We start from the raw sequence: 12,288 nt of genomic DNA on the forward strand, positions 1-12,288 counted from the left end.
GGCGTTTTCATTTGGTGTCGGGTTCGCGGCTGCGATGCAGTTCAGCCGGTGGTGATCGCCGTCTCGACGTCGGAAGGATCGATCTCCTGATTGAGCCGCTTCTGCAGCAGATCGTGATCGAGCTCGCCCTCCCACCATGACACGAACACGGCGGCGATGCCGTTGCCGGTGATGTTGGTCAGCGCACGCACCTCGCTCATGAACTTGTCGATCGAGAACACGATCGCCATGCCCGGCACCAGCGCCGGGTTCACGACGGTCAGGGTCGCAGCCAGCGTGATGAAGCCCGCACCGGTGACGCCGCTCGCGCCCTTCGAGGTCAGCATCGCAACCACGAGGATGGTGAACTGCTGCCCCCAGGTGAGTTCGACGCCGAGCGCATGGGCGATGAACAGCGTCGCCAAGGTCATGTAGATGTTGGTGCCGTCGAGGTTGAACGAGTACCCGGTCGGTACGACCAGGCCGACCACCGGCTTGGAGCAGCCGAGCCGCTCCAGCTTCTCCATCAGCTGCGGCAGCGCGCTCTCGGAGGAGCTGGTGCCGAGCACGATGAGCAGCTCGTCCTTGATGTAGGCGATGAACTTGAAGATGCTGAAGCCGACGAAGCGCGCGATCAGCCCGAGCACGATCACGACGAACAGAGCCGCGGTGATGTAGAACACCGCAATCAGCCCGATCAGGTCGCCGAGCGCCGACGGACCGTACTTGCCGATCGTAAAGGCCATGGCGCCGAACGCACCGACCGGCGCCGCCTTCATGACGATGGCAATCACTCCGAACACCGCGTGCGCGGTATCGTCGATCACGTCGCGCAGCCGATGCCCACGCTCGCCGAGCGCCATCAGCGCGAAGCCGAACAGGATCGCGAACAGCAGCACCTGCAGGATGTCGCCGCGCGCAAGCGCGCCGACCACGCTGTCGGGAATGATGTTGAGGACGAAGTCGACCGACTTCTGCGCCTGCGCCTGTTTCACGAAGCCGGCGACCGCCGCGGCATCCTGCTTCTCGGCGAGATTGTGCCCGATCGGGGCCAGATTGCCGACGATGAGACCGATCACCAGGGCGAAGGTCGAGACGATCTCGAAATAGATCAGCGCCTTGATGCCGACCCGACCGACCTTGCTGGCGCTTTCGATATGCGCGATGCCGGATACGACGGTACAGAAGATGATCGGCGCGATCACCATCTTGATCAGCTTGATGAAGCCGTCACCGAGCGCCTTGATCCAGTCGTTGGTGGCGAAGTTGGGAAACAACCACCCCACCAGGACGCCGATCACGATGGCGATCAGGACCTGGACATAGAGAATGCTGTACCAGGCCTTCTTGCCCGTTTGCGGCGGAACGCTTCCCGTCCCGACTTCAGTCGCTGCCACCATGGGCCCTTCCTCATCCACCTTAGACCAACGGGCCGATGTCCCAGCCCTGCCGCGGCCAACTCGGGCAAATCCGCCGCGGAGTCAATGCTGGCGATGGGAGGATTGGCTGTTTCCGGCTAATCCGACCCCTTAACCCAGCCAGCGTGCGATCCGTGCAACGGCTTCGCGCATATCCTCAGCCGAACGTGCATAGGAAAAGCGCACATAGCTGCGGCCATGGATCGGATCGAAGTCGACGCCCGGTGTTGCGGCGACATGGGTTTCCTCCAGCATCCGCTTGGCGAACGCGTAGCTGTCGGAGGTAAAGTCGGAAACGTCGGTGTAAAGGTAAAATGCGCCGTCCGCCGGCAGGAACCGGGTCAGGCCGGCCTTCGGAAAACCCTCGATCAGGATGCGGCGGTTCTCCTGATAGCCGTGCTTGATGGCCTCCATTTCCGCCCGTCCCTCGAACGCCGCTTCCGCCGCGATCTGCGACAGCGTGGGAACGGAGATCGCCAGGTTCTGCTGGAGACGCTCGACCGGCCGCACCAGCGCCTCCGGCACCACCATCCAGCCGATGCGCCAGCCGGTCATGCAGAAGTACTTCGAGAAGGAGTTGATGATCAGCGCCTCCGCCGACAGCTCGGCCGCGGTGACCGCAGGGAAGGCATAGTCGAGACCGTGATAGATCTCGTCCGAGATGAAGCGGATGCCGGCGTCGCGCGCGGCCGCGATGACGCTGCCGAGCGCCTCGCGCGACATCATCGTCCCGGTGGGATTTGCGGGACTTGCGACCAGCACGCCCTTGAGCGGCGCCTTGCGATGGGCAGCGAGCAGCGCCTCGCCGGTCAGCGCGTGGCGGTTCTCGGCCGTGGTCTCGATCAGCACCGGCTCGCAGCCGAGCGCCGTCAGGATGTGGCGATAGGGCGGATAGCCGGGCACCGTGACGGCGACCCGATCGCCCGGCTCGAACATGGCCAGGAAGGCCAGAATGAATCCGGCCGAGGATCCCGTGGTGATCACGATCCGGGCAGGATCGATCTCGCAGCCGTGGGTTTCACGATAGTGCCGCGCGATGCGTTGCCGCAGCGACGAGAGGCCGAGCGCGGAGGTGTAGTCGATGCGCGCCTGATCGAGCGCGGCATGGGCCGCAACGATCGCGGCGCGCGGCGCCGGCGCCGCCGGCTGCCCCACCTCCATGTGGATGACGTGCCCTCCCCCCGCCTCGATCCGCTCGGCCGCCGCCATGACGTCCATCACCATGAACGGCGGAACATTGCTGCGCGCGGACGGCGCGGTCAGGCTGGCGATCCGCTGTTCCAACGTCGGTATCACTGTCGCATCCACCATCGAATTCTGCTATTGACCCCGGCTGTTCGGACCCGCTCTCTGAGCCGATCGATGGGCCGCACTTGGGCCTCATTCGCCGCAGATGAGCCGCATTCCGCCGTTTGGTGGGCAATAGCCCGTCTTCAGCCTCGCGCCAATTGCAAAGATCGCCTGATGTTGCTCCGTATCGTGCTTCGCAAGAAATTCTCCGGCGGGCTTGCCGCGATCGTCGCAGCCGCCATGACGCTGTCGCCGGTTGCGCCCGCCTTTGCGCAGCAGGGCAAGGGGCCGCCGATTCTGCGCGACACCGAGACGGAAGTGCTGCTGCGCGAGTACACCCGGCCGATCCTGCGCGTCGCCGGGCTCGAGAAGCAGAACATCCAGATGGTCATCATCAACGATGCGAGCTTCAACGCGTTCGTGGCCGACGGCCGCCGCATCTTCGTCAACTACGGCGCGATCCTGCAATCTGAAAATCCGAACCAGCTGATCGGCGTGCTCGCGCACGAGACGGGGCACCTCGCCGGCGGTCATCTCGCCAAGCTGCGCCAACAGCTCGCGACCGCGCAGACCCAGATGATCATCGCCACCATCCTCGGCGCCGGCGCCCTGGCCATGGGTGCGCGCGGGGGCGGCAGCGGCCTCGCCAATGCAGGTGCCGCAACGCTGTCGGCACCCGGCGAAGTCATCCGCCGCTCGCTGTTGTCCTATCAGCGCCAGCAGGAGGAGAACGCGGACCGCGCCGGCGTCAAATTCCTCACCGCCACGGCACAGTCGCCGAAGGGCATGTACGAGACCTTCAAGCGCTTCACCAATGAGAGCCTGTTCGCCGCGCGCGGCGCCGACCCGTACCTCCAGTCGCATCCGATGCCGGCCGACCGCGTCGAGGCGCTGGAAGGCCTGGCGCGGCAGAGCCCCTATTGGGACAAGAAGGATGACGCCGCGCTGCAACTGCGCCACGACATGGTGCGTGCCAAGATTTCGGCCTTCATGGAGCGGCCTGACACGGTCGCCCGGCGCTATCCGCTATCCGATGGCAGCATGCCGGCACGCTATGCCCGGGCGATCTCGACCTATCTGCACGGCGACCTGCGCAGCGCCCTCACCCAGATCGACGGCCTGATCCAGGCGCAGCCCAACAACCCCTATTTCTACGAGGTTCGCGGCCAGGCCCTGCTCGAGGGCGGCCGGCCGGCGGAGGCGATCGCGCCCTTGCGCAAAGCCGCCCAGCTCTCCAATAACGCGCCGCTCATCAACATGTTACTTGGCCAAGCCTTGGTGGCGTCCGAGAACAAGGCCTACACTGAGGAAGCGATCACGATCCTGCGCGCGGCCGTTGCGCGCGAATCCGAGGCGCCTCTCGGCTACTCCCAGCTCGCGATGGCCTATGGCCGCAAGGGCGACTATGCGGAGGCCGATCTGGCCTCGGCCCAGGCGGCGTTCCTGCGCGGCGACAACAAGACGGCGCGCGAACTCGCCTCCCGCGCGAAGACGCGGTTCGCCGTGGGCTCGCCGGGATGGGTCAAGGCCGACGACATCGTCACGTCAAAGCCGCTTTCGAACCAATAGGTGTCGGAGAGCGGCGTTTGGCGCAGGGCGCGCCGCCGGATACCTTGCTATGATCACGAACCAGACTATCGAAATACCTTTCACGCCATCGACAAGGACCCGATCATTTTGACCCAAAGGACCTCCTTCATGCCGTCATTCCGCACGCTCATCTCCGGAGCGCTGCTCGCGCTCTCGCTCTGCGGCGTGCCGCAGGTGGCATCGGCTGAGAGCTTTTCCGACAGCCAGCGGAGCGAGATCGAGACGATCGTCCGAAACTACCTGATCGCGCATCCCGAGGTGCTCGAGGAAGCGATGGCCGAGTTGCAGAAGCGCCAGACGGCGGCCGAGGCGGCCAAGCAGGCGGCGGGCGTGGCCAAGAACGCCGAGACCATCTTCAACTCGCCGCGCGGCGTCGTGCTGGGGAACAAGGACGGCGACGTCACCTTCGTCGAGTTCTTCGACTACAATTGCGGCTACTGCAAGCGCGCGATGCTCGACATGATGGAGCTTATGAAGAGCGACCCGAAGCTGAAGGTCGTGCTCAAGGAGTTTCCGGTGCTGAGCCAGGGCTCGGTCGAGGCCGCGCAGGTCGCCGTCGCCGTGCGCATGCAGGCGCCGCAGAAATATCTCGACTTCCACCAGAAGCTGCTCGGCGGCCGCGGCCAGGCCGACAAGGCCCACGCGCTCGCCGTCGCCAAGGAGCTCGGGCTCGACATGGCTCGCGTCGAGAAGGACATGGCGAGCCCCGAGGCCAAGGCGACGATCGAGGAGAACTTCAAGCTCGCCGAGGAAATGGGCATGAACGGCACGCCCAGCTACGTGATCGGCAAGCAGGTCGTGATCGGCGCCGTCGGAGTCGAAGGTCTCCGCGAGAAGATCAGCACGGCGCGTTGCGGCAAGGCGAGCTGCTGACGCCACGCTTCCCCGCACGAACATCCATGAAAGGCCGGCTGGATCAGCCGGCCTTTTGCGTTGATGAAGGTTGCTCGCGGCAACGCCTTGGCGGACCGTGACCGCGCCCTACCCCGTCAGCCGCATGCCCAACCGGGTGCGGAGCGCCTCGCGGATATGGCTGCGTGCGATCGCCTCGGCGCGGTCGGGATCGCGCGCCGCGATCGCCTCGATCAGCTCGCCGTGCTCGGCCGCCGCCGTCGCCGGACGTCCCTCTGCCGCGAAGGTCGTGGCGCCCAGGAGCGCGATCGCGACATGCATGTCGGCGAGCGCGGCGTCGAGATAGCGGTTGCGCGCGGCGCGCTGGATCGCGCTGTGCATCATCCGGTTGAGCCGCGCCAATTCGGCCGCATCGGCCTCTCCCCGGCAGAAGCGCTCATGGATGTCGCGCAGCGCGGCGATCTCGGCCGGCACGGCATATTGCGCGGCGAGCCGGGCGGCGGCGCCCTCCAGGATCTCGCGCATTGCATAGAGCTCGAGGATCTCGTTCGGGTCGAGGCTCCTCACGATCAGCCCACGGCCGCCGCCCGGCTGGACCCAGCCTTTGGCCACGAGCTTGCCGAAGGCCTCGCGGACCGGCGTCCGGCTGACGTTCAGCTTCTGCGCCACCTCGTCCTCGCGCAGTCGGTCGCCCGACCGATAGAGGCCTGTCTCCAGCGCCGAGCACAGGGCGCGAAACACCGCTTCGCCGAGCGAGACGTTGTCGCGATCCAGGGTGAGTTGCGGGCCTTCTGAGGACATGCGGCGAATGTCTCACATGCGCGGACGAAACAACAGCGTCTCTTGCATATCTTCGTATACAATAGTATGCAAAATCCATTGCAGCACGGTGGAAGCGGCTGGCGCGTCGTGTTTTGGCTGCTGGGCAGATCGGATGACTTCGGAAGACCACTGCATCGACTATCCCGCCACTTACGACGTCGTGGTTGTCGGCGGCGGCAACGCCGCGCTCTGCGCCGCCATTGCGGCGCGCCGGGCGGGCGCCTCGGTCATCGTGCTGGAGGCCGCCGCCAAATTCTACCGTGGCGGCAACACGCGCCACACCCGCAACATGCGCTGTGCCCATGACGCGGCCACCGCGACCTTGAGCGGCCCCTACACCGAGGAGGAGTTCTGGGACGATCTCCTGCGCGTCACGGAAGGCCAGACCAACGAACAATTGGCGCGGCTGATGATCCGCGAGTCCAAGCAGATGCTCGAGTGGATCGTCGAACAGGGCGTGCGCTTCCAGCCCTCGCTCGGCGGCACGCTGAGCCTTGGACGCACCAATTCTTTCTTTCTCGGCGGCGGACGCGCCATGCTCAACGCGCTCTATCTGACCGCGGAGCGGCTGGGCGTGGACGTGCTCTACGAGGCCGAGGTCGTCGCGCTGGACGTCGACGAGGATCGCTTCCGCGCGGCGATCATCCAGCGACAGGACGGCAGAATGCGTGTCCGCGGCAAGGCGCTGGTCGCCGCAGCCGGCGGCTTCGAATCCAACATCGACAAGCTGGTCGAGGGCTGGGGCGAGATCGCCCGCAACTTCCTGATCCGCGGCACGCCCAACAACCGCGGCACCGTGCTCGACATGCTGCTCGGCGCCGGCGTCGACAGCATCGGCGATCCCACCCAGTGTCACGCGGTGGCGATCGACGCGCGCGCGCCGAAATATGACGGCGGCATCATCACCCGGCTCGACTGCGTCGTGTTCGGCATCGTCGTCAACAAGCACGCCAAGCGCTTCTACGACGAGGGCGAGGACGTCTGGCCGAAGCGCTATGCGATCTGGGGGCGGCTTGTGGCAGCGCAGCCGGACCAGATCGCCTACATCATCTTCGATGCGAAGTCGTCGACGCTGTTCATGCCCTCGCTCTACCCGGCGATTCAGGCGGCCAGCATCACCGAGCTTGCCGGCAAGCTCGAGCTCGATCCCGATCAGTTGTCGGCGACGGTTGCCGAGTTCAACGCGGCGGTGCGCGAAGGGCATTTCAATCCCGACATCCTCGACGACTGTCACACCGAGAACCTGACGCCGCCGAAATCGCATTGGGCGCGGCGCATCGAGACCGGCCCGTACTACGCCTATCCTGTGCGGCCCGGCATCACCTTCACCTATCTCGGCGTGCGCGTCGATCACGCCGCCAGAATGATGATGAAATCCGGCGGTCCCGCCGCCAACATGTATGCCGCCGGCGAGATCATGGCCGGCAACGTGCTTGGTCGCGGCTACGCCGCCGGCATCGGCATGACCATCGGCAGCGTGTTCGGACGCATCGCCGGCGTGGGAGCAGCGACACATGCAGCGCAGTGAGGCCCTGACCGAGGCAGATCGGCTGATGACGATCTGCAACTCCTGCCGCTATTGCGAGGGACTTTGCGCGGTGTTTCCTGCGATGGAGATGCGGCGCGCCTTCACGTCAGGCGACCTCAACTATCTCGCCAATCTCTGCCATTCCTGCGGCGCCTGCTACGTCGACTGCCAGTTCTCACCGCCGCACGAATTCGACGTCCGCGTGCCCGCGGTGCTCGCCCGCGTGCGGCATGAAAGCTATGCCGACTATGCCTGGCCGCGTGCGCTCGCGCCCCTGTTCCAGCGCAACGGGCTGGCGGTGGCGCTGATCGCCGCAGTCAGCATCGCCGCGTTCATTCTCGGCTTCGTCGCCGTCAACGATTCCACGGCGTTGTTCGCCGTCCGCCATGGTCCGGGATCGTTCTACGCGCTGATGCCGCATCACGCGATGGCGCTGCTGTTCGGCGCGGCCTTCCTGTGGGCCATCGTCGCCCTCATCATCGGCATCAGCGGCTTCTGGAAGGACATCGGCGAGCCGGGCGCGACGCTCGTCCGGCCACGACCGCTGCTCCGCGCGATACAGGACGCCACGACCTTGCGCTATCTCGATGGCGGCGGTGTCGGCTGCTACAACGAGGATGAAAAGCCCGACGACACCAGGCGATTCTATCATCACCTGACGTTCTACGGCTTCCTGCTCTGCTTCGCCTCAACCACCGTCGCGACGATCTATCACTACCTGCTGCAACGCGAGGCGCCCTACCCGCTCTGGGATCTGCCGGTCGTCCTCGGGACGCTGGGCGGCATCGGCATCGTGATCGGTCCGCTCGGACTTTACGCCGCCAAGTGGAAGCGCGATCCGGCGCTGCTCGACGGCGGCAGCCGCGGCATGGACGTCGCGTTTCTCGCGATGCTGACCCTGACCGGCGCAACCGGTCTCGCCCTGCTGCTGCTGCGGGAAACCAGCGCGATGGGCGTGTTGCTCGCCCTGCATCTCGGCGCTGTCTTCGCATTGTTCGTCACGCTGCCTTACGGCAAGTTCGTGCACGGACTGTATCGCTTCATGGCGCTGGTGCGCTACGCGCGGGAACGTCACCACGACGAGCGCGGCGCACACGCCGCGTGAGATCCACTCGGCTGTGCGCGAATAGCTCACCGACTGCGCCTCGTCATGTTGCGTTCATGACGATGAGCATCCATTCATAAAGTCGCGAGCCGCGACAAATCTGAGGAACCATCAGCTGAGTGCGGAACGACTCCAATGTCCTGCAGTTGTCGGCGCGGGCAGTGCCAATACAGAGGAGGATAGAGGATGACTAATCGGTTGATGGTATCCGTTGCCGCGATCGCGCTCCTGGCCGGCGCAAGCTTCGCTCACGCGCAGGGCGCTGGTGGTGCAGGCGGCGCAGGCGGTCAGTCCGGCGGCGCGGCGATGCAGGGCGGCGCGGCAGGTGGCGCTTCCGGCGGCGCAACGAGCGGTGGCATGAGCGGCGGCGGCGCCATGAATCGCGACAGCGCCTCGCCGTCGGCCGGCGGCTCGTCCGAGATGCGCTCGAGCCAGTCTGAGCAGAAGTCCGGCGCGACCAAGGGTCAGCACGCCGAGGACAACATGAAGGGACCGGCCACCAAGGGCGCCAGCTCCGAGATGGACAAGAGCGGCGGCAAGAACATGAAGGCCGAGGGTCGCGAAGGCCGCGACAACAACATGAAGGCCGAGGGCCGCGACAGCAAGACCGGCACCAGCACCAATGCCGAGACCAAGACCGGCGGCGACCGCTCGCAGACCACCACCGGACAGGCTGGCGCCAGCGCCAAGCTGACGACCGAGCAGCGCACCAAGATCACCAGCGTGATCCGCAGCCAGCGCGTCGAGCCGGTGACCAACGTGAACTTCAACATCTCTGTCGGCACCCGGGTGCCGCGCGACGTCCGCTTCTACCCACTCCCGACCGAAGTGGTCACGATCTATCCGGAATGGCGCGGATATGACTACATCCTGGTTCGTGAGCAGATCATCGTGCTCGATCCGCGAACCCACGAGATCGTTGCAGTCCTCGACACCTGATCCCCGACCAGGCGGGTGACGAGAAAAAGGGGCGGGCAGCGATGCCCGCCCCTTTGTTGTGCAAAGAGCGGCGGCGCGCCGCCACACGCCAGACGTGCAGATCTGTCCGCCGGTCTGGTTAACCAGCGATTTCCGAGGCTTGGCTGGATTTTTTCGCGTGGCGGAGCAGCATGGACCGAGCCCTGCCGGGCGCCGAAAGGCTTCCCCTTGGCGGGTTTGTTACCTATAACGCCGCCCACTGCAGCCACACCGCCGGGATAGGAATGGCCGACGACGCGGAAAAGACGATTCTCGTCCTCAACGGACCCAACCTCGATCTGTTGGAGACCCGCGAGCCGGAGACGCATGGCCGTGCCACCTTGGCCGACGTCGAACGGCTCTGCGTCGAGACGGCGGCCCGTTTCGGACTGGTGACGGACTGCCGGCAGTCCAGCCACGAGGGCGCGCTTGTGGATTGCATCCATGAGGCTCGCAGCCGCGGCGTGCCCGGGATCGTCCTGAATGCCGGCACCTACTCGCATACCTCGATCGCCCTGCATGACGCCCTGACGGGAGTCAAAATCCCCACGGTCGAGGTGTATTTCGGCAACATCCACGCCCGCGCGGGCGTCCGGCACCATTCTTTCACCGCGAAGGCAGCGTTTGCGTCGATTTGCGGCTTTGGAATCGACGGCTACCGACTCGCGATCACCGGCCTTGCCGCCAAGATCGGTGCCAAAGCCGCTCCCTCGGCCACCACGACCACCGACATCTAGCGCAAGCCTGACGTCCTCGCTTTCACGCCACCCAACGTTTCGGATCAGATCATGGCGCCCCAGACCGACGACACCACCACCGCGAAGTCCGAAGACAGCCGGCTCATCCGCGAGCTCGCCGCGCTTCTGGACGAGACCAGCCTGACCGAGATCGAGCTGGAGCGGGCCGGCCTGCGCATCCGCGTCGCGCGTAACGTGACCATCGCAGCGGCCGTGCCGTCGGCGGTCCCGGCCGCGGCCTCGGGCGTCCCCGTGATGGCCGCCGCCACGGCGGCTGCCGCCGGTGCCGACCTCTCCAAGCATCCCGGCGTCGTGCCCTCGCCGATGGTCGGCACCGCCTATTGGGCGCCGGAGCCCGGCGCCAAGCCGTTCGTCGAGGTCGGCTCGAAGGTGTCGGTCGGCCAGACCCTGATGATCATCGAGGCGATGAAGACGATGAACCAGATCCCGTCGCCGCGCGCCGGCACGGTGACGCAGATCCTGGTCGAGGACGGCCAGCCGGTCGAGTTCGGCGAGCCGCTCGTCATCATCGAATAAGCGCGGATCGCGCGCGGCGACTAATCTCCATTTCCCGCACGCGCATCACTGTTCGCTACTCGCGCCCGAGGCACCATGTTCGACAAGATCCTCATCGCCAACCGCGGCGAAATCGCTCTTCGCATCCTCAGGGCCTGCAAGGAGCTCGGCATCTCCACCGTGGCGGTGCATTCCACCGCCGACGCGGATGCGATGCATGTTCGCCTCGCCGACGAGAGCGTCTGCATCGGCCCGCCGCCGTCGAAGGACAGCTACCTCAACATCCCCGCCCTGCTCGCCGCCTGCGAGATCACCGGCGCCGACGCCGTGCATCCGGGCTACGGCTTCCTGTCCGAGAACGCGCGCTTCGCCGAGATCCTCGGTGACCACAATCTGCATTTCATCGGCCCGAAGGCCGAGCACATCCGCCTGATGGGCGACAAGATCGAGGCCAAGAAGACCGCCAAGCGGCTCGGGATTCCCGTTGTGCCGGGCTCCGACGGCGCGGTGACGCCCGATCAGGACGCGATGGCCATCGCCAAGGCGATCGGCTTTCCGGTGCTGGTCAAGGCGGCCGCCGGCGGCGGCGGCCGCGGCATGAAGGTCGCGCACACCGAGGCCGACCTGCAGCTGGCGCTGACCACCGCGGCCAACGAGGCCAAGTCGGCGTTCGGCGACGCCTCGGTCTATCTCGAGAAGTATCTGCAGAAGCCGCGCCACATCGAGATCCAGGTGCTCGGCGACGGCCGCGGCGGCGCCATCCATCTTGGCGAGCGCGACTGCTCGCTGCAGCGCCGCCACCAGAAGGTCTGGGAGGAAGGCCCCTCGCCCGTGCTGGACGCAGCCGCGCGTGCGAAAATCGGCAACACCGTCGCCAAGGCGATGCAGGAGCTGAAATATATCGGCGTCGGCACCATCGAATTCCTCTACGAGGACGGCGAGTTCTATTTCATCGAAATGAACACCCGCATCCAGGTCGAGCATCCCGTCACCGAGATGATCACCGGCATCGATCTCGTGCTGGAGCAGATCCGCATCGCCGCCGGCGGCGATTTGCCGATGACCCAGGACCAGGTCGTCATCAACGGCCACTCGATCGAGTGCCGCGTCAACGCCGAGAACCCGGTCAGCTTCCGCCCCTCGCCCGGCAAGATCCAGCAATACCACCCGCCCGGCGGCCTCGGCGTCCGCATCGACTCCGCCGTGTACCAGGGCTACGTGATCCCGCCCTATTACGACTCGCTGGTCGGCAAGCTGATCGTCCACGGCAAGAGCCGGGTCGAATGCCTGATGCGGCTGCGCCGGGCGCTGGACGAGATGGTGGTCGACGGCATCGAGACCACCCTGCCGCTGTTCCGGGCACTGGTGCGCGAGCCCGCCATCATCGACGGCGACTACCACATCCACTGGCTGGAGCAGTATCTGGCCGGCCAGAAGACCGACTGAGCTGGAAGCGCAAAATTCGCGTCCCCGACCGGGAACTCTTCAACCGGC

11 protein-coding genes are annotated in these 12,288 nt (G+C 65.9%); 8 read left to right on the top strand and 3 right to left on the bottom strand.

Annotated elements, in window-relative coordinates; all coding sequences use genetic code 11:
* Positions 1–41: 41 nt before the first annotated feature.
* Complete coding sequence (dctA, locus tag ACQR0Z_RS18980) at positions 42–1,379, bottom strand: C4-dicarboxylate transporter DctA (RefSeq protein WP_434919644.1); 1,338 nt, start codon at positions 1,377–1,379, stop codon at positions 42–44.
* Between the two features lie 129 nt (positions 1,380–1,508).
* Complete coding sequence (locus tag ACQR0Z_RS18985; RefSeq protein WP_434862278.1) at positions 1,509–2,708, bottom strand: pyridoxal phosphate-dependent aminotransferase; 1,200 nt, start codon at positions 2,706–2,708, stop codon at positions 1,509–1,511.
* A 153-nt stretch (positions 2,709–2,861) separates the two neighbouring features.
* Between ACQR0Z_RS18985 and ACQR0Z_RS18990 the strand changes: the two genes are divergently transcribed.
* Complete coding sequence (locus ACQR0Z_RS18990) at positions 2,862–4,256, top strand: M48 family metalloprotease (RefSeq protein WP_434862279.1); 1,395 nt, start codon at positions 2,862–2,864, stop codon at positions 4,254–4,256.
* Between the two features lie 129 nt (positions 4,257–4,385).
* Positions 4,386–5,150 (top strand): DsbA family protein, encoded by a 765-nt coding sequence (locus ACQR0Z_RS18995; protein WP_434862280.1) that lies wholly within the window; start codon positions 4,386–4,388, stop codon positions 5,148–5,150.
* Positions 5,151–5,258: 108 nt separating this feature from the next.
* Here ACQR0Z_RS18995 and ACQR0Z_RS19000 read toward each other — a convergent pair whose 3' ends face one another.
* Positions 5,259–5,930 (bottom strand): GntR family transcriptional regulator, encoded by a 672-nt coding sequence (locus tag ACQR0Z_RS19000; protein ID WP_434862281.1) that lies wholly within the window; start codon positions 5,928–5,930, stop codon positions 5,259–5,261.
* Positions 5,931–6,063: 133 nt separating this feature from the next.
* Here ACQR0Z_RS19000 and tcuA point away from each other — a divergent pair, with 133 nt between their 5' ends.
* The 6 genes from tcuA to accC all read left to right on the top strand — a co-directional run bounded on the left by tcuA (position 6,064) and on the right by accC (position 12,240).
* Positions 6,064–7,479: an FAD-dependent tricarballylate dehydrogenase TcuA gene (gene tcuA, locus ACQR0Z_RS19005; RefSeq protein WP_434919645.1), complete on the top strand. Its 1,416-nt coding sequence runs from the start codon at positions 6,064–6,066 to the stop codon at positions 7,477–7,479.
* Positions 7,466–8,584: a tricarballylate utilization 4Fe-4S protein TcuB gene (gene tcuB, locus ACQR0Z_RS19010; protein ID WP_434919646.1), complete on the top strand. Its 1,119-nt coding sequence runs from the start codon at positions 7,466–7,468 to the stop codon at positions 8,582–8,584. Before tcuA ends, tcuB begins: the two co-directional genes overlap by 14 nt.
* Positions 8,585–8,770: 186 nt before the next feature.
* The gene (locus ACQR0Z_RS19015) at positions 8,771–9,523 is read left to right on the top strand and encodes a DUF1236 domain-containing protein (protein WP_434862284.1); all 753 of its coding nucleotides are present in this window, start codon (positions 8,771–8,773) and stop codon (positions 9,521–9,523) included.
* Positions 9,524–9,786: 263 nt separating this feature from the next.
* Positions 9,787–10,278 carry a type II 3-dehydroquinate dehydratase gene (locus tag ACQR0Z_RS19020; protein WP_434919808.1) on the top strand — a complete coding sequence of 164 codons (492 nt, stop codon included), beginning with the start codon at positions 9,787–9,789 and terminating at the stop codon, positions 10,276–10,278.
* A 51-nt stretch (positions 10,279–10,329) separates the two neighbouring features.
* Positions 10,330–10,815 (top strand): acetyl-CoA carboxylase biotin carboxyl carrier protein, encoded by a 486-nt coding sequence (gene accB / locus ACQR0Z_RS19025; RefSeq protein WP_172109440.1) that lies wholly within the window; start codon positions 10,330–10,332, stop codon positions 10,813–10,815.
* Between the two features lie 75 nt (positions 10,816–10,890).
* On the top strand, positions 10,891–12,240 hold the full coding sequence (gene accC / locus ACQR0Z_RS19030; RefSeq protein ID WP_434862286.1) for an acetyl-CoA carboxylase biotin carboxylase subunit: 1,350 nt from the start codon (positions 10,891–10,893) through the stop codon (positions 12,238–12,240).
* Positions 12,241–12,288: the final 48 nt, after the last annotated feature.

This window comes from Bradyrhizobium sp. HKCCYLS3077 (assembly GCF_051167555.1).
GTDB lineage: Bacteria > Pseudomonadota > Alphaproteobacteria > Rhizobiales > Xanthobacteraceae > Bradyrhizobium.